The organism is SAR324 cluster bacterium (genome assembly GCA_015232315.1).
GTDB lineage: Bacteria > SAR324 > SAR324 > SAR324 > NAC60-12 > JADFZZ01.
Genome location: JADFZZ010000004.1, coordinates 222,546 through 246,691 on the forward strand (window position 1 = coordinate 222,546; position 24,146 = coordinate 246,691).

The window sequence follows — 24,146 nt, forward strand, 5'->3', positions numbered from 1 at the left end:
AGATTCAAGGTTGAAAAAATCACGTGATTTGCTCACGTGGATCCATCAAAACGCCAACAGGCGCATGAAGGTTGGTAAATTGGGAAGAATCCTCAATTTCAAATGAAGCGATGGATTGTTTCAGGTTGTTTGCCAGCACCAGCAACTCATCAGCTTTCTGCCGGGTGAGGGTGACTCTTTGGGTAAAATCGCTGGAAACTTGCTGGATGTGTTTTATTTTTTCATCCACCTGTCGCACTTCAACAGACACCATGGACGCGTTTTTAGCGACCTGGTTCAAACCCGTTGTTTCTTCATTGATGCTCCGCACCGCTTCACGGGCCGATACAGAAATTTGCTGGGTATGACTGGAAATTTCCCTCAGTCCGGTAGTGGCTTCCTGAACGTTCATCAGCGATTCCCTGCTGAACTGGGCCATCTGGCTCACCGTCTTGACCATTTGAGTGGAATGACTGGTTTGTGATTCTACGGCCTCATCAATTTTCTGATTGATCTCCATCACTTTTTCGATGATCTCGCTCACATGCTGTGCATGAGAATAAACAGATTCCGTCCTTTTCTGAATTTCCTGTACATGATTGCCGATTTCATTGTTCACATCCGCGGTCTGGTTGGCCAGGGCTTTGACTTCCGCGGCGACTACCGCAAAGCCTTTGCCTGCTTCTCCCGCGCTGGCGGCCTCAATCGTGGCGTTCAGGGCCAGCATGTTGGTTTGTGAGGCAATCGAATCAATTTGACGGACGGCCCTGACGATATTGTTGGTCAGTTCATTCAATTGTCCAACCACCACCAGTGTTTCACCGGAGCTTTTGTTGGCGGATGTTGAAATTTCAGAGGCGTTTTCTGTCAATTTTTCAATGCCGGATAAGGCGGAGGCCATACTGTTTACAACCTGAAGAATAGAATTTATGTCTGACGAAACTTGATTGATATTGCTTTGAATGCCGCTCATGTTGGCTGATGATTCTTCCGTTGCGGCCGCCACCATCGTCAGGTTTTCCTGCAAGTTCCCGACAGAAGAACTGGTGGCCGTGGCACTGGAGGATACCTGTTCGGTGGAAGACGCGACAGTCTGGATGTTGGCGGCAATATGCCCTGAGGAAGACGCGATGATATTGGCTTCTTTTTGAAGATCTTTGGAATGTTGAGCCATCAGTGCTTCATTTTCCATGATTTCGTGGGCTGCATGGTCGAGAACAGTGGCATTTTGAGCGATATGCTGGATCATGCCCGAAAGATTTTGGGCCATGTCATTGACATGACTCGCCATTGTCCCGATTTCATCTTTCTGGGTCAAGATGACACGATGTCCCAGATTGCCATTACCCAGGCTATGAATGACCTCTGCGATGGAGGATAAGGGCTTGATGATCAGTTTCCGGAGAATCAGCGAAATACTCACCAGCAGTAGCATGCCTGAAACCAGAGCCATGACGAATAACTCCTTGCGTAAGGTTGCGGCACTGCTTTTTTTATAATCCCCGAGTTCCTGCAACACGGTTTCCATGTTGTGTTCGGAACGCTTGATTTTTTTGTTATTGAATTCACTGGTCACCAGCATGACCACTTCGCCCAGATTTTCTGTGCCCTGTTTTATGGGTTTGCGCAGTTCCCTGACGTTGGGGGTGTTGTCCAACGCTGTTTTGGTCGTCATGGCGTTTCCGCCGGAATCCACAAAATAGATTCCAAGAAATTCCCGGTCTTTGCTGACTTCGTCCACCAGGGATTCCAGCATGGAAAAATCATAAGTGGAATAAGCCTCAGGCGCAATGGACGCTAAAAACGTGAGCATCATCTCAGCTTTGTTGTTCAAGGCAATATCCAGTTCCTCTTTAATCTGGGCATTGGCATCTTTCAACGCTGATGCGCTCTTGTCCATGTACCGATCAAACATCTGGTTCTGATCATTGTCTATCAACCAAAACAAAATAATAAAAATCAGAGACAGAATTCCCAACAAAAATATATTTAATTTTTTGGATAACGAAATGTATGGCATGATTTCCTGATGACTCAAAGGTTTTATTCGTTTCAATTGTAATAGCTCGCGCAAATTTCATGCACCCGGTTTCATGGTAGCAAAATTTGTATTTTCGATACTTGGATAATTTTGATAAATCCAGTTATTTTCCCATAACAAATTTAAGTCTCTTTGGTCAATACTCAAAGAACTTTGTCATGGCTGTGTGCCTGCCCCGGATCAGAGATAACCCACAGGCCCCTACAATTTGTGGCCAAAAACAGGATCAACCCCGAACTTTGAAATGGGCCCGATTATACAACAGAAATCATTGTTGCAAAAAAGTCTTTCTTTTCATTATTTATTAAAGTAGTACTGTAACGGTACTATTAAATCATGACAAAGGAGGGGATGTGCTGAAACTATCAAAAAAAGTGGATTATGCCATTATTTTACTCATTCACCTGGGGAAATCAGGCAATCCGGTGAGTGCTCAGGAAATTGCGGGGATGTATCAACTTCCCGGGCCCATGATTGCCAACATTCTGAAACAACTGGCATCCAATCAGATGATCCAGTCCAGAAGGGGACAACAGGGAGGATACCTTCTGAATAAACTACCTGAGGAAATCACACTGGTTGATGTCATTCAATCCATTGATGGCAATTTCAATCTGGTGGAATGCGCGGATGATGGCGGATGCAGAATTTCCGGAAATTGTCCGACCAAAGGTCCTCTGGCGGCGTTGCATAACCAGTTGAAGCAGTTTATGGAAACCATTACACTGGCTTCAATGATTCAACAACAATATTAGAACCCAATGGAGAATTACTCATGAAATTTCCGATTTATCTTGATTACCAGGCCACCACTCCCGTTGATCCCCGGGTGCTTGAGGCCATGCTCCCGTATTTCACTGAAGTTTATGGCAATGCGGCCAGTAGAAATCATGCTTATGGCTGGAAGGCTGAAAAGATAGTTGAGGATGCGCGGGACAGCATTGGAACCGCGATTGGAGCAACCGGGAAAGAAATGGTATTCACCAGCGGAGCCACAGAGTCGAACAATCTGGCAATTCTCGGCGTGGCCGATTTTTACAAAGACAAGGGCAGGCACATCATCACGGCTCCCACTGAACACAAGGCAGTGATTGATCCCTGCCAGTATCTGGAACAACAGGGTTATGAAATCACGTTTCTGAAAGTAGACAAACAAGGTTGTATTGACCTCGATGAATTGCGTCAATCCATTCGTCCAGATACAATTCTGGTGTCCTTGATGGCGGCGAATAATGAAATTGGAACCATTCACCCGCTTGAAGAGATCGGTGCCATTACCCGTGAAAAAGGCACGCTGTTCCATTGTGACGCGACTCAGGGTGTGGGGAAAATCCCGATGGATGTGAACCGTATGAATATTGATCTTCTGTCCATGTCCGGCCACAAGATTTATGGCCCCAAAGGTATTGGTGCCTTGTATGTCCGCCGAAAAAAACCGCGCGTAAGAATTTCACCCCTCATGTTTGGTGGTGGACATGAACGTGGAATGCGTTCAGGAACCTTGAATGTACCGGGAATCGTTGGACTGGCAAAGGCACTGGAATTATGTGTTCAGGAAATGGATTCTGAAACGGAACGACTCATCAGCTTGCGACAACGATTATATGACAAACTGGCCGCTGAACTGGATTATCTGTTCATCAATGGACATCCAGTGGATCGTTTGCCGGGCAATCTCAACATCAGTTTTGCCTTTGTGGAAGGCGAAAGTCTGATCATGGGTATGAGTGACATTTGTGTTTCCTCTGGTTCAGCCTGCACCTCTGCCAGCCTGGAACCATCTTATGTCCTGAGGGCACTGGGGGTTGGCGATGATCTGGCGCATTCTTCCATTCGGTTTGGTATGGGACGGTTCACTACCATGGAAGAAATTGATTACACCGCGACCAGGGTGATTGACGCGGTCAAACGTTTGCGGGAAATGTCCCCGTTGTACGAAATGGTTCTGGAAGGTGTTGATTTATCCACCGTTCAATGGAGTTCACATTAACGTAGGGGCGACCCGCCGGTCGCCCTAAAACAGGCACAACAAAATGACCACATCAACGTAGGGGCGACCCGCCGGTCGCCCTGAAATTGGCACAACAAAATGACCGCATTAACGTAGGGGCGACCCGCCGGTCGCCCTGAAATTGGCACAACAACATTTAAAGAGGTACCTATGGCATACAGTGAAAAAGTAATTGATCATTATAACACACCCCAGAATGTTGGCTCCTTCGCCAAAACGGAAGAAGGGATCGGCACCGGACTTGTCGGGGCACCTGAATGTGGGGATGTCATGAAACTTCAGATCAAGGTGGAAAACAATGTGATCGTGGACGCAAAATTCAAAACATTTGGCTGCGGGTCCGCAATCGCCAGTTCCAGTCTTGCAACTGAATGGGTAAAAGGTAAAACACTGGACGAGGCCGCGGCTATTAAAAACACAGAAATTGTTGAGGAATTGTCGTTGCCACCTGTAAAAATCCACTGTTCGGTGCTGGCGGAAGATGCTATTAAGGCCGCAATTTCCGATTTTCGCAAACGAAGTGAATCCTGATAACCATCTGTCTTGGCCGTGCGATGATTCATTCCGCTGAACCTGTCGTTTGTACAGGGTGCAAAAATACTTTGCTGTCGCCCCTGTACTGTTTTTCATGTTCGGTATTCCAGCATTTGAGCTCGCGTCCCAACTATTACGCAATTTTTGGAATTCCTTACACCTATAATATCCGGCCCAAACAGTTGGAACTCATGTTCCATAAACTGGCGACAGAATTGCATCCGGATTTTTATCTCACCGCGACTCCAGATGTTAAAAAACAGAGCGAAGAAGCCTCCGCCCTGCTGAATCGTGCCTATGAAACCCTGCGATCTCCCGGAACAAGAGCCGCCTATCTGATGGGCTTGCTGGCACAGGATCAACATCTTGATGAAAAACAACTTCCAGAGGGCTTCCTAGAACACATGTTTGAACTTCAGGAAAATCTGGATGAACAAATCGACAATGACAACAAACAAGCCATTGCTGAAATGAAAACTGACATAGAAACACAATGGCAAAATCTGCTTAGCGAATATCCAACACTGTTCAGTGAACTTGAGCGGGAAAACCCCCTGGATCCCAAACAACTTCAAACCATTCAGACCCATTTAAACGCGGAACGCTATCTCAAACGATTGCTGGAGCGTATCGCTCTTTACCTCTAACCTCAGATTCACCTCTCAACGGTATCGTTTCATGGAAGAACGGATTATAGGCATTGATTTAGGCACCACCAACAGTTTATCTGCCACCGTGTTTGAAGATGGCCCTGAAGTGATTTGTCTGGATCAGGAAAATCCCATCACGCCGTCCTTGTTATGTCATGATGGTGAAAAATGGATTGTGGGTGAAGAGGCCAAGCCTTATCGGTTCTCCAATCCTGAGTCTACGGTTTACTCGGTAAAACGCCTTATGGGCCGTGATATTTCAGAGGTTGAAGCAGAATTGGAACAACTCCCGTATCAGGTGGTTGCCGCACAACGGAAACTGGTCAAGGTACGCTTGGGTCAGCGGGAATTCACGCCGCAGGAAGTGTCTGCCGAGATTCTTAAAAAAGTAAAACAGCGTGCAGAACAAGCCTTGGGCCAAACGGTGACCAAAGCAGTCATCACGGTTCCGGCCTATTTTGATGACGCTCAACGCCAGGCAACCCGGGATGCCGCAAAAATTGCCGGACTGGATGCTGTTCGAATCATCAATGAACCCACTGCCGCGGCCATCGCTTATGGGCTGGATGAAAAAAAAGAAGGCATTGTCGTGGTTTATGACCTGGGAGGGGGCACATTTGATGTTTCTGTACTCAGTCTGACCGGGAAACTGTTTAAAGTCGTATCCACGCATGGTGATACTCGCTTGGGCGGTGATGATTTTGACCAGGCCCTGACAGGTTATTTTCATAAAAAAATTCTTGAGAAATATCCTGACATATCCCTGGTGGATTCTTTTGCCCGCCAGACACTCAAGGATGCTGCTGAAACCATAAAATTCCGACTGAGCACCCAACCTGAAACCACGTATCACATTGACTTGGCTGACCGGAAAATTCATTTGGATGGCACCATCACTGTCGAAGAATTCAATGCGATGATTGACCCCTGGATTCAAAAAACCATCCTGAGTTGCGGACACGCCCTTCGAAACGCGGGTATTTCCGTGGCGGAAGTGGATGATATCGTCATGGTCGGTGGCTCAACCGTGATTCCGTATGTGCGCAAAAAAGTCACCGAATTTTTTGGTAAAAAACTGCATGTCGCCATTGATCCGTACAAGGTGGTCGCCATTGGGGCCGGCATCCAGGGACATCTTCTGGCTGGCGGACGACGTGATTTTCTGCTGCTGGATGTCATTCCCCTGTCTCTCGGAATTGAAACCCTCGGTGGTACCTTCAGCAAACTCATCATGCAGAACACCACGATCCCCACACAAGCCAGTGAAATGTTCACGACCCATGTGGACAACCAAACCGCGATCGACATCAATATCTATCAGGGCGAGCGGGAGCTGGTGAGTGATTGTCGCTATCTGGGGCAATTCAAATTGAGGGGAATTCCACCGATGCCGGGCGGATTGCCGTTGATGGAAGTGACCTTCAAGGTAGATGCCAATGGAATTCTGACTGTTTCAGCCCTGGAAAAACGCAGTGGCCAACAGACTGAAATTGAAATCATTCCGTTTCATGGTCTCACACGCCGGGAAATTGACAAAATCATGGAGGATTCCTTTGAGCATGCCATGGAGGACTTTAAAAACCGGCAGTTGATTGAATTTCGTCAAACGGTAGACCGGGTTCTTGGTGGAATCCGGAAATTCTGGGACCTGGCCGAAAAAACCTTGTCACCTGAGAGACTGGAAGCCATTCGCCAACAGATGGATGTGGTTCTAACTGCCGCCAAAGGTGAGGATCCACAATATCTCAAACAGGAAATGGATCGATTGGGTGAATACACACGGGTTCTGGCAGACACAGCCATTGGACAGCAGGTTCTGAGAGAATTGAAAAAAGCTGACGAATTGCCATCCCCCGCAAATGAGTGATCCTTCCTGACAGAATTCCACAGTTTTCCATCAAACCTCTTCGATCCCTCAGGGACGGCAAAAGAATAAGTTGTAAAAGTTTGCTCCTACGTCCCGTGGGGCACGCTATCCCTCAGGCGAAGCTCTGCTTCGCACCCACCTCCGGTGGGTCATGGAACGGTTACGAACGGGACGTTCGTAACCAGAAAGTTTTCTCTGTTATTTTTTGAACGTTCCTAAGGGAAGTAGGGCGAGCAAACTTTTACAACTTATGTTATTTCGTTCCTAAATATTTGAAAATTTGGTGAATTTTAAAATTGTTGTTTAAGATTCAATTTTTTATTTGACCAAATGAAAGGGGAACTGTTATTGCCCATAGTGATTGCGTTTCTTTTTCTGCAATTAATCCTGAAAATGAATCGTAACAACAGATGTGCCATTTTCCAAAATAATTAAATGATTAATACTTGTGCTTAATGGGGTTGAATGACTAATGTCGCTACAGAATTCAATTCTGGATACTGGCAAAACATTCTGGGGAGTCAGCTTATGCGTGTGCTCGTGATAGACGATGAGCAGATCATTAGAAACATGTTGAGTGCCTATTTGACGAAACAGGGGTATGAAGTTCAAACCGCTGAAAACGGTGAAGAAGGCACCACCATTTTTTATCAGGATCCGAATCTGTTCAACCTGATCATCACAGATCTTCAAATGCCTAAAATGAACGGAATAGAATTTTTAACCAAAATCCGGGGTGATGGCTATAACACTCCGGCCGTAGTTGTCACAGGTCATTTGCATCTGGCGGAATCCGAAGAAATCAATGCTTTGCAGGTGATGCAACTCGTGAATAAACCATTCAAACTGTCGCTTATCAAAAGCCTGATTGATAAACTCCCGCATTGAATCTTTATCGGGCCAATCTTCTGTATTAGGCCTGTTTCATTCCACATGGCAGTTATACCTTCCACGGGTGAATACTTTATTTTTGTCGTTCTGAACAAAATGGAGGATCTCTTGCCACTGTATAAGATTCTATGTGTTGCTCAGAATGACAAAATCCCGGAGTCTAACCGTTTTCTCAGCCTCTCCATCAACTATCAGTGATATGCGTGCTTACAAGCATTTGCCCTGTGTCGGTGTTGTTTTGTTGTGGTGTCTGACAGCGGGATGCACCATTCGTCCGGATTTTCCGGTGAATCTCCGTCAATCCGTCCCTGTTAGCGCTGTGCATGTCCAGTCTGAAGATCTTTATCTGGAAGAGGTTCTGTGTCAGCAACTCAAAACGTCATGGTCCGAAGCGACAATAACCTGTGGAAAAATCAATGTTACCGATGTGACAACAACGCTACAGGTATCCGCAACCCTGCATGAGTCTTCAATAGATTTTTGGCGCAATACGCAGTTCTCGCTTCTGTCCCTGTGTTCCGTGCTACTGGTGACAAGCAGTGCTGGAGTGGACTATCAATGGACGATCAAACAGCCTGAAAAAACGCCGGAAACATGGCAATCAGAAAGTTTTGGGCGAATCGGCATCTGGGGCATGCAGATCCCTGTCATGGGCGTTCTGGGCACGATGATAGGCAGTGTCCTGAATTATGATAAACTCCCTGAAAGCCTTCAGGAACAATGCCGTATAGACAATCAAATTCCCTCCAGTGCCAACTATTCCTGCGAGGCCTACCGTCGTTTTTTTGAGGACAGCCTTAGCCGGAGTTGGCCCGAAATGCTTCTGCAACTCCAATCCCATGTTTCAGGGATGAGGCAACGCACTGTTGCGGTGACAGAATAGAAAATCACCACTTGAAGGACACTCCCGTTGTCCACAGAAGGATGGATTCACTGCGAATAAACTTTCAAAATGTCTATAAATCTTTATGAATATCCCACAAATTTTTACTCTTTTCCCCCGTTGATGACCATGAGGACTATATGCGAAAACCTGTCAAAATAGGAATTGGAGGTCCGGTAGGATCTGGAAAAACAGCGTTGCTGGATCGCTTGTGCAAGGCCATGAGGAATCACTATGATCTGGGAGTGATCACCAATGATATTTTTACCCGGGAAGACATGGAATTTCTGATTCGAAGTCAGGCCCTCACACCCGATCGGATTTTGGGCGTGGAAACCGGCGGATGCCCGCATACCGCTATCCGGGAAGACGCATCCCTCAATTTTGACGCAATCGAGAATTTGCTGGAACGGTTCCCGGATGTGGAAATCGTTTTTGTGGAAAGTGGTGGTGACAATCTGGCCGCAAGTTTCAGTCCTGAACTGGTCGATGCCTCCATTTATGTGATTGATGTCGCTGGTGGCGACAAGGTTCCACGGAAAGGTGGACCGGGAGTGACCCGTTCTGATTTGTTGATTATCAATAAAATTGATCTGGCACCCTATGTCGGTGCGGATCTGGGGGTGATGGATCGGGACGCAAAAAAAATGAGAGGCGACAAACCCTTTATTTTTACCAATCTGAAAACCAGACAGGGGTTGGCTCAGGTCATTGAATGGATTCAGCGGGAACTGCTGTTTGAAACGTCACCACGAAAAGTGGATCTGGATTTTTCATGACAATCGGGTCCATGAAAGCTTCATCAGAGGACCGACAGTTGGATCTGGTGTTTGGGATAAGTTCCGGAAAAACAGTTCTCAAACATGCGTTTTGCGCGATTCCCTACAAAATCACCCGGATCTATCATGAGCCGCTATCGAATTTGGCACAGTTGATTCTGATGAGTCCAACGCCGGGAATTTTCGGGGGCGATATCACCCGACTCAGGATTCATGTGGAATCAGGCGCCGCGGTTCAGATACTGACGCAAGGCGCGACCAAACTTCACGCCAAAGACAACATGAAAGCCTTTCAGCATATTGAAATCACGGTGGAGGCAGATGCTGAATTCCATTGGTGCGGAGAACCGTTGATTCCCTTCAGGAATGCGGATTTGACACAAACATGGGATATTCATGTGGCTTCAACAGGCCGTTATTTTCATTGGGACAGTTTCACGTCCGGTAGAATTCAGCATGGTGAAACCTGGCAATTCAAGCATTTCACAAATGAACTAAAACTCTTCAGAAACAACGAACTGATCTATCTGGATCGATACCGGATTCAACCTCTCGAACAGACCCTGGTTGATTCATTTTTCAGCAAAAACTATCATTATTTTGGTTCCCTGCTGATCCAGCATCCGGGAATCCATGAAATTCTCAAAACCCTGCATGAGGAAATTCCACAACTGACGGATATCACAACAGGCATTGATTCGCCTGAAAAAAATCTTCTCACAGGAAGGTGTGTTGCCCGGGGTGGGACCAATTTCAAGAAATTGCAGAAATTTCTTTTGAGTCAGTCATGGACTCTCCTGAACAACACCCCCTATCCATCATCCCGTATTTTGTAAATAAGGCGAATCAGCGAAAGAGAGACCTTCTATGAACTCCTAACCCAACATAGCAGGAACCAAAAAGGTAAATAAACACTCGAGTTAAATCGCTAAAGAGTAGAACGAGTGCTTTCAGCCTCAAGAACGATCATATCATTGTCATCACCCGGGGTGAAATTATTATTTTCATGATCGGTAATGTGACACCGTCATCTTTTTTAAATTACATGGTTGTATAATCAAATTCTTGTGTTATGCTCCACCCACTTCAGTAAGCAGAAGTCTTCTGGATAGAGACTGATCATTCAGCAAATCAAACAGTATTTCGATTTGCAAGAGTTTAGCAAAGCTTCCTTCGAGGGAATTGGAGAAGTAAATCAAACTTAAGACAAGATAGTCATTTTTCGGTACTCCCACCACCTGTTGTAATCAACAGTTAGCTTTCTGCATCTAAATGCCACTTTATCTCAGCCACCGTTTCTAAAATGAACCGGCAGGGTTGAGCGACCACTCGCTTGCAATCAAAATTCCCCTTGCGATCGGCAGTCTGTCATGTCTGACCCGTACTATGCGTTCATTGCGCAAGGACTGGAAGTCAGCAATTGACACAGACTAAAGGTCACTTTCCTAAATTGCCGCATTATGCGGTTTCAATGAGACCATTACTATGACTTTTTCTTCTCTTGGTTTGTCTGAATCCATTTTACGTGCTGTTACCGATCAAGGCTACAACACACCAACTCCAATCCAGTCCAAAGCGATTCCTGTCGTGCTGGAAGGCCGCGATATCGTAGCCGCTGCCCAGACAGGCACTGGAAAAACAGCCGGGTTCACTTTACCCATTTTGCACCTTTTGTCTCAGACTCCTGCCACCAAGGGCAAACGTCCTGTCAGGACTCTGGTATTAACCCCCACCCGCGAACTTGCCGCCCAGGTTTCAGAAAGTTTTGTGAATTATGGACGCTACCTGAATCTGCGTACTACCGTGGTATTCGGCGGAGTGAAAATCAACCCTCAAATTTCAAAACTTCAACATGGCGTGGATGTGCTGGTGGCAACTCCAGGACGACTCCTGGATCTGCACAATCAACGCGCGGTGGATTTGTCACAGATTCAATATCTGGTGTTGGATGAAGCAGACCGTATGCTGGATATGGGATTTATTGTGGACATCCGCAAATTGATGAACCTGATGCCCGCAAAACGTCAGACCCTGTTGTTTTCCGCAACGTTTTCAAATGATATTCGTCAACTGGCTGACAAGATCATGCACAATCCTGTCAGAATTGATGTAGCACCTCAAAACACCGTGGTGCAAACTGTGAAACAAAAAGTGTATTCCGTGGAAAAATCACAGAAAGCCGAAATTGTCAGCCAGATGATTCAAAGCGGTGGATGGGAACAGGTTCTGGTATTCACACGGACCAAACATGGTGCGGATCGTCTGACACGCAAACTTGAAAATGATGGCATCCGGGTTGCCGCCATTCATGGCAACAAAAGCCAGAATATGCGAACTCGCGCCCTTGCCGCCTTCAAAAACCAATCCATTGAAGTGCTGGTTGCGACAGATATCGCTTCACGGGGACTGGATATCAACCAGTTGCCCAAAGTGATTAATTATGAATTGCCCGATAGTCCGTCTGATTATATCCACCGGATTGGTCGAACAGGCCGTGCGGGTTCTATCGGGGAAGCCATATCCCTGGTTTGCTCAGAAGAAAGAGGCAATCTGGCGGATATTGAGCGATTGATTCAGCAAAAAATAATCAGGGAAACCCTGCCTGAATTCAAGGGCATTGTGATTAAACCTGAAAAACCTGCTGTCAAAATGAGTCAGCCTCACGCAACGGAGACCAGAACCTTCAAAGGCAAACCGGATCAAGCCAAACGACCTTCAAGGGGACGTAACGATTCAGGCCGAAAGCCTTCATCCTCCGATAAGCGCCCAGGACGCCCAGCGCCCAGAGTAGCGTCAGTCCGATAACAAGATAACACAGAGTTCCCCGTTCAATCGGGGGACTTTGCTATTCGGGCAACAGATTCCCCCTTTTGAACCGGATGCCGTCACCAGAAATTTCCAGTAGGAATTTTTCCGCTCCAGGCTCCTTCTTTGAACTGTACTTCCTCTCCTGTTTCCGCTAAATACCCCACTAAATTTCCCTTGGATTTAGTTGCCAATAAAACAGTTTAGTTCAACAGGAAATTTAGTGCAGGCTGCATTGCGCTAAACGTCTTTTGCGTTAAACCACCTGAATAAAACATTCCTTACGAGGTGAATATGTTAAAAACAAAGGTACACGGTATTGCTGGAAGTATTGCCTGTTTGATTATAGCGACTTTCTGGACTTCCACTGTGCTGGTGGAATTAACAGGTTCTGCGGAATCAGTCGCTTTGGTTAAACGCTGCATAATTTGGGGAATGGGAATTCTTATTCCGTCACTTATTCTCACTGGTGTGAGTGGAAGGATTTTGGGGCGATCCAGTGAAGGAAACCTGGTTACCAAAAAGAAAAAACGTATGCCCATCATTGCTTTCAATGGACTATTTGTCCTCCTTCCCTCTGCTATTTTTCTGGATCGATGGGCTTCCAGCGGGCAATTTGATAGTGCTTTTTATACGTTGCAGGCAATCGAATTGCTGGCAGGAGCCATGAACCTATTTTTGATAGGGAGCAATATCCGTGATGGGTTACGCCTCACAGGCAAATTAGCCGTATTTCCTGTATCCAGAATATCAGCCATTGTCTTTATGATAAGTATGTTATCCGTCACTTCAGGAAAGGCTGAGTCGATTTTTCAGGAAAACGACCATTGCGTAGCGTATCGCACGGAAAAGGAAATGTTTTTTATGGCGAATGTCGAGGTTATCGGCAAAAACTGTCAGGTGGATTTCAAGAGTCAATGGTCGGATCAAAAGGATCAGGTAACTTTTGAAGTCACTGTACCGATTCATAGCTTCGATTCAGACAACAGCAAACGGGATACAGAAGTGTCCGAGATTCTCAACGCCGACAAATATCCTCATCTTCGTTTTACCAGTGCTTCCCTTTCAGTCGATGAATTGAAGACTATTGGGGAGACAGGAAAAGGAGAGGTCGCGGGTATTTTAGAGTTTGCGGGAAGCTCATTTCCCATCAAATTTCCACTGACAATTTCCACAACGGCTAACATATCCCTGATTGAAGGGAAATTGGTCACCTCATTTTCTACCTTCAAAATTTCACCACCCAGAGTGGGAATTGGTGGAATGATCGCGGATACAAAAGATTATTTGGAAATTTTGCTGCATTTGCGTTTGGATCGGCTAGGTAATCTCCAGGAGATCATAAAATCCGGGATTCAATAAAAGGGAGCTTAACGGGTCGTTCGAGACGGCTTTTTTATGGGAGTCACTTTGCTCTGTTCCAATAAATCGTTTCAATCATCGTTGGGCATCAAAAATTTAGACTGAAATATACATTTGGAGGTTTTAATGAGTGAACATGGAATGAAATCAACGGAGGTGGACGAGTACATCTCACAATTTCCTCCTCCAACCCGAAAGGCGCTTGAAGATTTGCGGCACTGCATTACGGATGCTGCGCCCAACGTTTCAGAACTCATGAACTACAAAATACCAGCCTTTGCGTTAGTAAAGGGTGGGAAGCGAGACCAGCAAATCATGATTGCCGGTTTTTCCAGGCATGTTGGTTTTTACCCCTCACCATCTGTAATTGAAGCGTTTTCGGATCGGCTTAACGAGTACAAGTTTGCCAAAGGGTCGATTCAATTCCCATTGAACAAGCCGATCCCCAAGGAACTTGTCAGTGAGATGGTCAAATATCGGTTGACACTTTTGCCTTCGTAGATGACGGCCACAGAACGCAGGGAATCACGATGACTGAACTAAAAACCGCACGGGACGACAAGTGCCAAGGGAGAATGCAATGATCACAGAAATTGAAGATTATTTCAAAAAAGGGTGCGGGCGTTGCGAACGTTTTGACACGCCTGATTGTTCTATTCGGCAATGGACTGGCGGACTGCTCGCACTTCGCCACATTTGTCGCGATGTTGGCCTCATGGAGACTGTCAAGTGGGCACATCCCTGTTATATGCATGCAGATCGCAATATAGCTCTTATTGGTGCCTTTCGCTGTGATTTTCGACTCAGTTTCTTCAACGCATCGTTGATGAAAGACCCCCATTTGGTACTTGAAAAGCAGGGCCCGAATACACCCTACCCTGATATGATCCGCTTCACTGACAATTCACAGGTTGCGTCGATGGAGACAATCATTGTTTTCTACTTGAAGGAAGCGATGAGTTACGCTGATGCTGGAATTAAGCCACCCAAAGACGAAAGCGTTATCGAACTGCCTTACGAATTGGTTGAGGCGCTGGACTCAGACTCTGAACTTGCAGAGGCCTTTCACAGTATGACACCGGGACGGCAAAAGAGTTATGTCATCCACTTGAAATCGGTCAAAAAGTCAGAAACACGGATTTCACGCATTGCAAAATTTCGAAACCAAATCCTGGCCGGAAAGGGAGCCTTGGAGCGATGACATGAACCTTTGAATTATGTGGACACCTCCTATGTTTACTGGTTTCGAAATGGGGTGTCTAAGAACGCTCCCCTATTGCCTGTAAATGTTACCGGTCATGTAAACTGACCCAGTAGCGGACAATAAAATTGACCCACCTTTATTGATAAAAAAGCCATAGCTTGTATGGCACTCCCGTTAAAATGATGAATCATTTTTTTGGGAGGACTAAGGATTTCTTTTATGGGGACAGTTTTGCTCAAATGGAAGACCTCCGGCGCTGATTTCCTGGCAGTCCAACAAATATTCGGTTCCAGGCCAATATCAGTCATCCTCCGTGTTTGTCAGGCAGGAAGAGGGTTGGTTGTTGATTCACGCGCCGGATTCCAATCAACCGATCGCAAGACACCGGATATCCGCCCGCAAGGGAGTAGTGATCAAGAATCTGAATCATTATCGTTCCCGGCAGGATCAAATACCAAAAAACAGATCGCGTCGTTGATGGACTTTTCTTTCCTTGAGCATCGACACAATGTCATCTTTATTGGTCCGCCGGGCGAATGAAAGGTGCCAATAATTTGATTGATTTTTATCACAATATTCATGTATTTGAATATTCAGTTAAAAATTGTCAATCAATCACGATTGGCTGATTATTCAACTTCAGTTGGAGTATCTCTATGAAATTTTTATTGCCCTTGCTGGGTCTGGTCCTGCTATCTGTGATCGCTTCTGGAACGCTGGCTGCGGAGGATGAAGCGCTGGTTCTGAAATCCAAAGAAATCATTATGAAAATGGGAGGTCAATTAAAAGAACAGTTACAGCAGCAAATGAAGCTCAATGGTCCCAAGGCGGCCATCCAGGTTTGTGCGGAGTTGGCTCCAAGCCTGTCATCGTCACTGTCAAGAGAAACAGGTCAGGTCATCAGGCGAGTCAGTCTGAAAGCCAGAAATCCTCTTGATATTCCGGATGTATGGGAACAACAGGTCTTGATGAATTTTGATCAACAGCAAAAACAGGGAAAAGATCCTGCAAGCCTTGTGTATTCAGAAAAGGTAACAGAAGGAAATCAGGAATATTTTCGTTTCATGAAAGCCATTCCTACAGAAAAGGTATGTCTGAATTGTCATGGCGATGACAAAACAATAAATGCTCCAGTAAAAGACGTTCTGGAAATCCTGTATCCTCATGATCAGGCAACAGGCTATCAGGAAGGAATGATCAGAGGCGCTTTTTCAATCAAAAAACCTTTGTAAACCCGGGGCTGTTCATTTCTCCTTATTTTGAGCGTCAACCGGAGGGGTCGGTGAGGATTACAGGCCCCGCAAACGCCCCAAATCGTATGTTTGACTGGCACGTAGTCCCGTCCTATCAACTTTGAATGCTTGAGTTCCATTGGAATTTGATACCATTAAATATCGACCACTTCGATATTCTGGATTTTGAGGGACTTGATTTGATTGGGAAGATTGGAAAGGATGCTTTCTTCCAGAGCAGTGATGATCGTTTCCTTTAAAAAACTTCTGCTGTAAACAAGGCTCACTTCTCTTGTCGGAACAGGGCTTTTGAATTTTTTGATGTGCTCAGCGATCTCTGTGGGAGAAAGTCCGTTGACCGCTAATTGAGGCAGCAAAGTGAAGCCCGAATTGGATTTCACCAGTTTGATCAGTGTTTCGAGGTTTCCGCTTTCGAATTTGATATTGGGGAGCACGCTTTTGTTTCGATCCATTGAGCAGACTTTCAATACCTGATCTCTGAAACAGTGCCCTTCTGACAACAACCAAAGGTCGCCACTATCCAGATCGTCGCCTGAAATCAATTTCTTTTTGGCCAGGGGGTGATTTTTATTCAGATAGCAATAAAAGGGTTCATAAAACAGGTGTCTCTCGATCAGTCTGTCATCCTCAAGCGGTGTCACCAGAAGTCCGGCGTCAATCTCATCATTGGTGACCAACTTGATAATATCTTCTGTTTTGTACTCATTGATTCGCAGATCAATCTGAGGATACTTTCTGGAAAAATCGCCTATAAACAGAGGAATCAAATAGGCCGCGACGGTGGGAATGACAGCCAGTTCAAACTTCCCACTGGGCTCGAGGGCTTTCTGATCAACAATTGTTTGCAATTTTCTGTGTTCTTGAATGATGATTCTTGCCTGTTTGAGGATTGCTTTACCGACTTCCGTGGTCAATATGGGTTTTTTGGAGCGGTCAAAAATGACAACCTCCAGTTCTTCCTCGAGTTTCTGTATCTGTGCGGAAAGGGAAGGCTGAGAGACGTGGCACTCCTGAGCAGCCTTCCCGAAATGCCGTTCTTTTTCAACAGCCAGTAAATATTCAAGTTGCGTGATGGTCAGCATCTTCGTGACTTCTCATGTTCTAATGGGTTTGCAGTAGAGACGCGCGATCGCACGTCTCTACAAGTATTTGGCAGGATTTATTTGGAAAATTTAAAGGTTATCTTTTTTACATTCCTAAGAAACGAGAAGTTGTTCTTCAAAGGCGGTTAAAGCCGCTTTGGCACCTTCTCCCATGCTGATGATGATCTGCTTGAAGGGGACCGTGCTCACATCACCAGCCGCATAAATCCCTTTGACATTGGTCCGGCACTTGTTATCAATGATTATTTCTCCAAAACGGTTTGTTTCAACGATGTCTTTGACAACAGCGCTGTTGGGCAAAAGACCGATCTGAACAAAAACTCCATCCAGGTCTTTTTGGTGCACTTCATTGGTTGCCCTGTCTTTATAGGCCAAACCCACCACCTTTTCGCCATTCCCCACAACTTCGGTTGTCTGCGCGTTCTTAATGATCGACACATTCTTCATGGACTCCAGCTTGTCGACCAGGACCCGATCAGCCTTCAATTCAGGTAAAAACTCAAACAGCGTGACGGATTTGACCATGCCCGCCAGGTCGATGGCCGCCTCTACTCCGGAGTTACCACCGCCAATGACCGCAATGTCTTTTCCTTTATAGTAGGGACCATCGCAGTGTGGACAAAAGGCAACGCCGCGTCCAATATATTGTTTTTCTCCTGGAATATTCAACTCTCGCCACTTTGCTCCTGTTGCCACAATGATTGCTTTGGTCGTTAAGAATTCACCACTGTTCAATTCCAGATGTTTCACAGAATCATTTTTGATATGATCCACCCGCCGGTGTTCTAATACCTTGATGTCATATTCCGCAATATGTTTAGCGAGTTTGTCAGACAATTCAGGGCCCTCGGTGTAGGGCACAGAAATGAGATTTTCAATGCCCTTGGTGTCTTTCACCTGCCCGCCGATTCTTTCCGCCACAATCACGGTTTTCAATCCTTTTCTGGCCGAATAGATCGCGGCCGAAGCTCCAGCCGGACCGCCCCCGAGAATGGCCACATCGAACAGTCCCAAATCCACAGGTTCCTGTTTGATCGATTCATCACGGCCGAAATGTTCCTCCAGTTTGCTCAACAACTGAGGCAGATCAGATTTTCCAGAGTGAACCAACGAATCACCATCCATCACACAGGGAACCCCCTGAATGCCCAGCGATTCAATTTCGTCCTGAAAAAACGCCCCATCCACCATCTCATGGGTGAAATCCTGGTGGAAGATCGCCATGATATTCAAGGATTGAACGACTTCAGGACAATTTTCACAGGAAAGCGAGATGTAAGTCTTTAGCTTGATCGGGCCTTTCAGGCTTTGAATGCGTTTGACAATGCCATCATCGGGAAGTTTCCCTTTTTTATCCACATTCAGTATGGACAATATCAGGGACGTAAACTCATGCCCACCGGGAATTCCACTGAACTTGATTCCAGAACTTTTATTTTCATGAACGATTTCAAAAAATGGCGTTTTGGATTCCACACTGGAAGAAACAGCATGAATGTGTTCCGAGGTTGAAGCGACCTGTTCCAGCATTTCAATGAGTTCTGTTTGCTTCGCATGATTACTCCTGGCATAAACCAGTTCTACACGACCATTGAGTTTATCAAAAACAGATTTCAATTGTTCGATGATATCATTTTCCAGCATAGTACCTCCAATCTGGAGTGTTAAAACTTGAATAAAGTTAAACGGACAAACAGGGCTGTTCACTTCTTCTGATGTTGAGCGTCAACCGGGGTAGGCGGGAATTACAGACCTCGCCAATTCAAAAAATCGTATGTTTGACGGGCACGTAGTCCCGTCCTACCGGAGAACTGAACAGCCCTGAAAGGACAAAGGAAAAAGGACAAGACATCCTTTCACCTTTCACCTTTCACCTTTCACCTTTCGAAAAAAGTGGGGGCAGTGCCCCCGAAAAATATTTAAACTTAAATTTTGCCGACCAAGTTGAGTCCGGGTTTTAAAGTCGCGCCGCCTTCTTGCCACTTGGCTGGACATACTTCATTGGGATGGGCGGCAATATATTGAGCAGCTTTCACTTTTCTCAACAATTCCTCAGCATTTCTGCCGATTCCGTTGTCGTTGACTTCTGCCAGTTTGATCTGACCTTCAGGATTGACCAAAAAGGTTCCTCGATAAGCTAACCCAGCTTCTTCGATATACACGCCAAAAGCTCTGGAGAGATGTCCGGTCGGGTCCGCCAGCATAGGATAATTGATTTTTTTGATCGTTTCGGAAGCGTCATGCCACGCTTTGTGGGTGAAGTGAGTGTCAGTGCTGACAGAATAAACTTCAACGCCCATTTTTTTGAATTCACCATATTTGTCGGCCATGTCGCCCAGTTCGGTGGGGCATACAAAGGTGAAATCGGCAGGATAGAAGAAAAAAATCGACCACTTGCCTTTCAGGTCGTTGCCTGTGACTTCTTTGAAGGCATCGTTGTGATATGCCTGAACCTTAAAATCCACAACTTTTGAATTGATGATCGTTTCCATAGTGTCTCCTTATTGAGATTGTCTGAATTAATAAATGAGTTTCTAAAAACCTTAAAACCCTCACAACGCAACAACAGCCAAACAGGCTTTAAGCGTAAGCAGTTTTAATGTCTGGGTATATCCTCTCAAATTTCCTGATAGAAGTACAATATTAAAAATCTATCTACCGATAGTTTATTTCTATTATGGAATAAAAAAGTCACCCCAAGGAGCGGCAGTTGATGATGAATCGCTTCGCATTGTCTATCATATGTTGCTCTATGGTTTTTTCCGTGATTTTGGTAAAAACACAGTAAACGCAGTCCTTTCGCTTATTTTTGAGACTGTTTTTGAATTAAACACAATTTCCGATTTTGATTGCAACATCAGAAAATTAGTTTCAGGCTTCTTCTTTTACCCTTCATTGGAACAAAGGAGCAAGCGATGGAATCCCGACGTATTGAAAGAGTAGATGAAATTCCCTTAGGGCTCGTGCAAGAATAAGATTTACACTATGGTGTCGTCAGGAGGGATCTCGTCCCATATCCCCTGTGGACATGATCAGGACTGAATCTCTCAAACTATAAAGGTTATTTACGCACGAGCCCTTAACTGGATTCAGGAAAAAACAGGGATTCAGTTCGCTTCCAAAGTTCGTTCTTCACAAGGGTTGATTGTGCATGTTTTTGGAAAAATCGCTGCTGCGATGCTCCTGTTAGCAAATATTTGCAACCCCTAATTCGCATTACAAATCTCACAGGACGTTTACCTGGTTCATAACGAACCAAAGACCGCTCCTTCTTGACGATTCAAAATCAAATTCATAATGGGTCCTAAAAATAAGCGAAAGGACTGGTTCAGCCGTCTGCTATCAGTTTTCAGGAATTCTCAAGACCTGGAAGCCAAACGATATTTTCTGATATTGAGTCATAATGCTTCTGAGGCGCATAAACACTGAAAGCTGAATACTGAACGCTGAACGCTTACATAAACACTTTAATCAATACAAACCTATGGTTGAACCCACTGAAACACAACCTGTCATAAATTGTCCCGTCTGCCATTCTGCTGATATACAAATCATTGTACTCAAAGGGGAACAAGAGACCTGCTTTGTCCAATTGCAATGTGTCCAATGTTTGACTTCCGACTTTATACAGGTTGATCGCCCGGAAAAAGACCATGATTGGCTTTTAAGGGAATTGCCCTCACTGCAAAAAGAATGGGACGAATGGGAAAAAATCAAAAAGCTGTATCTTTATCAACAGGAACTAAAAAAACGTGGCTTGGATTATAAAATGATTTTGCTGGCGGGGAGTCTTTTTCTTGTTCTGACTTTTTACCTCAGTGATTCCGCTCATTTGTTGGGCGTTTGGAAAAACCCGATGGAGTTTCGCCAACAAATTGTTAATGAGTATGTGATCAAACTCAGAACCCTTCCTTGTTTTGATCAAGGTATGAAAAACGTCATGTTGAGAGTTCCAGCGTTATACACCGGGGAGGACGTGATGCACCATCAATCAATTCAGTATGGTGAAGCCGGAATTTATCTGGGGCAGGAAATCATAAAAATATATCGCTCCAATTTCTGGTTTTATGGTTCTCCCAAAAAATCAATGCTCATTGAGACCTTGATTCATGAATTTTTGCATCGTGCAAAACCCTATTGGGGCCATCAACCTGTTTTTTATGAGAAACTCAATAAAATGTTATATTGCGCTCTAAAACATTGGTGAATTGTCCGGCATCTTTTATTTCGACGAAAGAGAGATTCTGCGGACGCCCTGTATGGCCAATGTCGTCAACTTAAGGCGTTCCTCGCCGAGAAATCCCCCTTTTCAAAGGGGGCATGGGGGATTTAACGCTCAGAATTACATCCCCCGAACCCACTTGAACCAAGGGGGAATTAATACTCAGCACCATTCAGAATGCTTAAGTTGATGACATTGCCTGTATGGCCCATGCCAAATCTTTGACATCGGCAGACAGAATCCTCACGGTTCTGACTGCCGGATAGGGTTGAAATAATTAGATGGAAACAATTGGAACACATGTATCATGCGCAAAAGCCTACTTGGGTGCGCCAGCATCAATCCATGCGGCTACCCTGGCTAGTTTAGCATCATCCAGATATGGTCCACCTAATGGCATTTGAGGTGTCGCTTTTCCAGTAATTCTTTTATACATATAACTATCTGCGCTTTTTCCCGGAGCAATGATTTTATCGCCAGTAGTACTGGTTTTTCCATTGGTCACAATGGTATCATATTGATCCGCTTCCCATGACAAACCAGCCGCTGGTGAAGTTTTTCCATGACAGCTTGTACAGACCTTAAGGATTTCACTCTGGATTGTGGTCCAGGTGTCTTTGGCAGTGCTTGTTGATGTACTGCCGGAACTGGTACTGGTTGAAGTGCTGCTTGAACTGGTACTGGTTGCGGTTTTTGGCGCACCAGCATCAATCCATGATTTGATTTTATCAATGGTTGTTTGTTCCAGATAAGGTCCACCAAGCGGCATTCTACTTCCGCTTATGGTGGGTTCTCCTGTTAATTTCTGATACAAATAACTGTTGGCACTGTCACTGGGCTTAATCAGGAGAACACCGGATGAACCTTTTTTACCATTGGTCACAATGGCGTCATATTGATCTTTCTGCCATGACAAACCTGCGGCAGGTGATGCGCCACCGTGACAGGTCACACATTTAGTTTGCAACACATCCGCCTGAATAGAATCCCAGGAAGCTGATGGCGCACTGGTGCTGCCACCCTTACTGCTGCCGACTCCAGCACCATCATCAATCCATTGTCCGATCAGGGATATAAATGTTTCGTCCAGTACAACTCCAAGTCCTGGCATACGGCTACCCTTGATTTGAGCATTTCCGGTAATTTTCAGATATAAATAACTTTTTTCCTTGCTTCCGGGTTCCACCAGTTTGAGGGAGGTCACTTCTGAACTTAATTTTCCACTGGTAACAATGGCGTCATATTGATCCGCCTCCCAGGATAATCCGGCATAGGAGAACACGCTGTTGTGACAGATCACACAGTAGTTTTCAAAAACAGCACTTTGAATGAAATCCCAGTTGGGTTCCATCGGCCCCGGAGCGCCCACATCAATCCATTGTTTAATCAGAGCGATATCATTGTCACTCAATGGACCGCCCATCGCAGGCATTTGTACGCCCTTGATATTGGCGTCTCCTGTAATTTTCATATAGATGTAACTTCCATCACTGTTTCCAGGATTTACAATTGGAATTCTGGTGGAACTCAGTCGTTTGTTCACAACAACGTTTGTGTACTGATCCGCTTCCAGAGACATGCCACCCATCGGAAATTCACCACTATGGCAAATCACGCAATATTTCGCGAAAATATTGGCCTGAACATATTCCCAGGTAGCTTCCCTGGATGAATCAGAACCGGATGTTGATGTTCCAGAATCAGAGCTTGAAGAGTCATCAGCCGTCTTGTTGGTCGTAGATTTTTCCAGAGCGCCATCATCAATCCATTTGGCAACCATCTTCAGTGTCTCATCATCGAGAATTTCTCCTGTGGCAGGCATCCTGCTTCCAGAAATGCGTGAGTCACCGGAAATCTTCATATAAAAATAACTGTCTTTGCTGTTTTTGGGATCAATGATTTTAAATGTATTTTCTGAGTTCATTTTCCCATTTGTTACAATCGTCGCATATTCACTATCAGCCCATGAAAGACCTGCTGTCGCATTGGCTTCATTGTGACACTGAACGCATTTTTTCTGCAAAAGATTTTCCTGAAGATACGCCCAGTCGACCTCAACTTCCCCGCTTTCTGTTTCTGATTCCACAGCGGTTTCACCTTCGGCGACTTCTAAGGCACCAGCATCAATCCAGGCACCGATAATATCAATGCTGCCTTGAGCCAGTTGACCACCTAACGGCATTTGAGCGCCAACGATATTGGCATTGTTGGTTATTTTCATGTATGCGTAGCTTTTGCTTTTATCGCCCGGTTCAATGATTTTGAATTCAGGATTGCCCTGGCTCATTTTCCCATCGGTTACAATTTCCTTATATTTACCAGCCTCCCATGACAACCCCGCCGCAGGAGATCCGCCAGAATGGCATGTTGTACATTTCTGGGAAAGAATATCAGCCTGGATTGATTTCCAGCTTGGTCCAGAACTGCTTTTTTTCTTACCCTCAGTTTCGGCGCAACCATAAAGACTCAGAATGACGGTTGCCATAACAAACAACGCGAACAAGGAATTCAATGTTTGATTTTTTACGGAATGGAAACTTATAGTAGTCATATCAGCCATCC

At 45.3% G+C, this 24,146-nt stretch carries 21 protein-coding genes; 16 read left to right on the plus strand and 5 right to left on the minus strand.

Features of this window, described 5'->3' with window-relative positions; all coding sequences use genetic code 11:
- Positions 1 to 19 precede the first annotated feature (19 nt).
- The gene (locus tag HQM11_05335) at positions 20 to 1,999 is read right to left on the minus strand and encodes a methyl-accepting chemotaxis protein (GenBank protein ID MBF0350431.1); all 1,980 of its coding nucleotides are present in this window, start codon (positions 1,997 to 1,999) and stop codon (positions 20 to 22) included.
- A 374-nt stretch (positions 2,000 to 2,373) separates the two neighbouring features.
- Between HQM11_05335 and HQM11_05340 the strand changes: the two genes are divergently transcribed.
- The 15 genes from HQM11_05340 (at position 2,374) to HQM11_05410 (ending at position 16,238) form a co-directional block, all read left to right on the plus strand.
- Positions 2,374 to 2,775 (plus strand): Rrf2 family transcriptional regulator, encoded by a 402-nt coding sequence (locus tag HQM11_05340; protein MBF0350432.1) that lies wholly within the window; start codon positions 2,374 to 2,376, stop codon positions 2,773 to 2,775.
- A 20-nt stretch (positions 2,776 to 2,795) separates the two neighbouring features.
- Positions 2,796 to 4,010: an IscS subfamily cysteine desulfurase gene (locus HQM11_05345; protein MBF0350433.1), complete on the plus strand. Its 1,215-nt coding sequence runs from the start codon at positions 2,796 to 2,798 to the stop codon at positions 4,008 to 4,010.
- 171 nt (positions 4,011 to 4,181) lie between these two features.
- Positions 4,182 to 4,562 carry a Fe-S cluster assembly scaffold IscU gene (gene iscU / locus HQM11_05350; GenBank protein MBF0350434.1) on the plus strand — a complete coding sequence of 127 codons (381 nt, stop codon included), beginning with the start codon at positions 4,182 to 4,184 and terminating at the stop codon, positions 4,560 to 4,562.
- A 116-nt stretch (positions 4,563 to 4,678) separates the two neighbouring features.
- A complete protein-coding gene (locus HQM11_05355; GenBank protein ID MBF0350435.1) occupies positions 4,679 to 5,212 on the plus strand; it encodes a DnaJ domain-containing protein in 534 nt (177 codons plus the stop codon).
- Between the two features lie 31 nt (positions 5,213 to 5,243).
- On the plus strand, positions 5,244 to 7,082 hold the full coding sequence (gene hscA / locus HQM11_05360; GenBank protein ID MBF0350436.1) for a Fe-S protein assembly chaperone HscA: 1,839 nt from the start codon (positions 5,244 to 5,246) through the stop codon (positions 7,080 to 7,082).
- Between the two features lie 465 nt (positions 7,083 to 7,547).
- The gene (locus HQM11_05365) at positions 7,548 to 7,970 is read left to right on the plus strand and encodes a response regulator (GenBank protein MBF0350437.1); all 423 of its coding nucleotides are present in this window, start codon (positions 7,548 to 7,550) and stop codon (positions 7,968 to 7,970) included.
- 202 nt (positions 7,971 to 8,172) lie between these two features.
- On the plus strand, positions 8,173 to 8,856 hold the full coding sequence (locus HQM11_05370; GenBank protein ID MBF0350438.1) for a hypothetical protein: 684 nt from the start codon (positions 8,173 to 8,175) through the stop codon (positions 8,854 to 8,856).
- 140 nt (positions 8,857 to 8,996) lie between these two features.
- Positions 8,997 to 9,635, plus strand: coding sequence for an urease accessory protein UreG (gene ureG, locus HQM11_05375; GenBank protein ID MBF0350439.1), 639 nt, complete (start codon positions 8,997 to 8,999; stop codon positions 9,633 to 9,635).
- The gene (locus tag HQM11_05380; GenBank protein MBF0350440.1) at positions 9,632 to 10,471 is read left to right on the plus strand and encodes an urease accessory protein UreD; all 840 of its coding nucleotides are present in this window, start codon (positions 9,632 to 9,634) and stop codon (positions 10,469 to 10,471) included. The genes ureG and HQM11_05380 overlap by 4 nt, the downstream gene beginning before the upstream one ends.
- Before the next feature lie 649 nt (positions 10,472 to 11,120).
- Positions 11,121 to 12,440, plus strand: a complete 1,320-nt coding sequence (locus HQM11_05385; GenBank protein MBF0350441.1) for a DEAD/DEAH box helicase — start codon at positions 11,121 to 11,123, stop codon at positions 12,438 to 12,440.
- Positions 12,441 to 12,734: 294 nt separating this feature from the next.
- A complete protein-coding gene (locus HQM11_05390; GenBank protein MBF0350442.1) occupies positions 12,735 to 13,802 on the plus strand; it encodes a YceI family protein in 1,068 nt (355 codons plus the stop codon).
- A gap of 126 nt (positions 13,803 to 13,928) precedes the next feature.
- Entirely contained in the window at positions 13,929 to 14,303 is a 375-nt protein-coding gene (locus HQM11_05395; GenBank protein MBF0350443.1) for a DUF1801 domain-containing protein, read from the plus strand.
- A 79-nt stretch (positions 14,304 to 14,382) separates the two neighbouring features.
- Positions 14,383 to 15,003, plus strand: coding sequence for a YdeI/OmpD-associated family protein (locus HQM11_05400; protein MBF0350444.1), 621 nt, complete (start codon positions 14,383 to 14,385; stop codon positions 15,001 to 15,003).
- A gap of 222 nt (positions 15,004 to 15,225) precedes the next feature.
- Positions 15,226 to 15,546: a hypothetical protein gene (locus tag HQM11_05405; protein MBF0350445.1), complete on the plus strand. Its 321-nt coding sequence runs from the start codon at positions 15,226 to 15,228 to the stop codon at positions 15,544 to 15,546.
- 116 nt (positions 15,547 to 15,662) lie between these two features.
- Positions 15,663 to 16,238 carry a DUF3365 domain-containing protein gene (locus HQM11_05410; protein ID MBF0350446.1) on the plus strand — a complete coding sequence of 192 codons (576 nt, stop codon included), beginning with the start codon at positions 15,663 to 15,665 and terminating at the stop codon, positions 16,236 to 16,238.
- A gap of 155 nt (positions 16,239 to 16,393) precedes the next feature.
- Here HQM11_05410 and HQM11_05415 read toward each other — a convergent pair whose 3' ends face one another.
- The 3 genes from HQM11_05415 to ahpC all read right to left on the minus strand — a co-directional run bounded on the left by HQM11_05415 (position 16,394) and on the right by ahpC (position 19,854).
- On the minus strand, positions 16,394 to 17,341 hold the full coding sequence (locus HQM11_05415) for a hydrogen peroxide-inducible genes activator (GenBank protein ID MBF0350447.1): 948 nt from the start codon (positions 17,339 to 17,341) through the stop codon (positions 16,394 to 16,396).
- A 114-nt stretch (positions 17,342 to 17,455) separates the two neighbouring features.
- The gene (ahpF, locus tag HQM11_05420) at positions 17,456 to 19,006 is read right to left on the minus strand and encodes an alkyl hydroperoxide reductase subunit F (GenBank protein MBF0350448.1); all 1,551 of its coding nucleotides are present in this window, start codon (positions 19,004 to 19,006) and stop codon (positions 17,456 to 17,458) included.
- Positions 19,007 to 19,287: 281 nt separating this feature from the next.
- Entirely contained in the window at positions 19,288 to 19,854 is a 567-nt protein-coding gene (gene ahpC / locus HQM11_05425; GenBank protein ID MBF0350449.1) for a peroxiredoxin, read from the minus strand.
- A gap of 1,118 nt (positions 19,855 to 20,972) precedes the next feature.
- Here ahpC and HQM11_05430 point away from each other — a divergent pair.
- Positions 20,973 to 21,569 (plus strand): hypothetical protein, encoded by a 597-nt coding sequence (locus HQM11_05430; protein MBF0350450.1) that lies wholly within the window; start codon positions 20,973 to 20,975, stop codon positions 21,567 to 21,569.
- Between the two features lie 334 nt (positions 21,570 to 21,903).
- Here HQM11_05430 and HQM11_05435 read toward each other — a convergent pair whose 3' ends face one another.
- The gene (locus HQM11_05435) at positions 21,904 to 24,135 is read right to left on the minus strand and encodes a hypothetical protein (protein ID MBF0350451.1); all 2,232 of its coding nucleotides are present in this window, start codon (positions 24,133 to 24,135) and stop codon (positions 21,904 to 21,906) included.
- Between the last annotated feature and the right edge of the window lie 11 nt (positions 24,136 to 24,146).

Coding starts and splice junctions, on each gene's coding strand:
- HQM11_05335 (MBF0350431.1), bottom strand. CDS start 1,999: ATGCCATACATTTCGTTATCCAAAAAATTAAATATATTTTTGTTGGGA.
- HQM11_05345 (MBF0350433.1), top strand. CDS start 2,796: ATGAAATTTCCGATTTATCTTGATTACCAGGCCACCACTCCCGTTGAT.
- iscU (MBF0350434.1), top strand. CDS start 4,182: ATGGCATACAGTGAAAAAGTAATTGATCATTATAACACACCCCAGAAT.
- hscA (MBF0350436.1), top strand. CDS start 5,244: ATGGAAGAACGGATTATAGGCATTGATTTAGGCACCACCAACAGTTTA.
- HQM11_05365 (MBF0350437.1), top strand. CDS start 7,548: ATGACTAATGTCGCTACAGAATTCAATTCTGGATACTGGCAAAACATT.
- HQM11_05370 (MBF0350438.1), top strand. CDS start 8,173: ATGCGTGCTTACAAGCATTTGCCCTGTGTCGGTGTTGTTTTGTTGTGG.
- ureG (MBF0350439.1), top strand. CDS start 8,997: ATGCGAAAACCTGTCAAAATAGGAATTGGAGGTCCGGTAGGATCTGGA.
- HQM11_05380 (MBF0350440.1), top strand. CDS start 9,632: ATGACAATCGGGTCCATGAAAGCTTCATCAGAGGACCGACAGTTGGAT.
- HQM11_05385 (MBF0350441.1), top strand. CDS start 11,121: ATGACTTTTTCTTCTCTTGGTTTGTCTGAATCCATTTTACGTGCTGTT.
- HQM11_05390 (MBF0350442.1), top strand. CDS start 12,735: ATGTTAAAAACAAAGGTACACGGTATTGCTGGAAGTATTGCCTGTTTG.
- HQM11_05395 (MBF0350443.1), top strand. CDS start 13,929: ATGAGTGAACATGGAATGAAATCAACGGAGGTGGACGAGTACATCTCA.
- HQM11_05400 (MBF0350444.1), top strand. CDS start 14,383: ATGATCACAGAAATTGAAGATTATTTCAAAAAAGGGTGCGGGCGTTGC.
- HQM11_05405 (MBF0350445.1), top strand. CDS start 15,226: ATGGGGACAGTTTTGCTCAAATGGAAGACCTCCGGCGCTGATTTCCTG.
- HQM11_05410 (MBF0350446.1), top strand. CDS start 15,663: ATGAAATTTTTATTGCCCTTGCTGGGTCTGGTCCTGCTATCTGTGATC.
- HQM11_05415 (MBF0350447.1), bottom strand. CDS start 17,341: ATGCTGACCATCACGCAACTTGAATATTTACTGGCTGTTGAAAAAGAA.
- ahpF (MBF0350448.1), bottom strand. CDS start 19,006: ATGCTGGAAAATGATATCATCGAACAATTGAAATCTGTTTTTGATAAA.
- ahpC (MBF0350449.1), bottom strand. CDS start 19,854: ATGGAAACGATCATCAATTCAAAAGTTGTGGATTTTAAGGTTCAGGCA.
- HQM11_05435 (MBF0350451.1), bottom strand. CDS start 24,135: ATGACTACTATAAGTTTCCATTCCGTAAAAAATCAAACATTGAATTCC.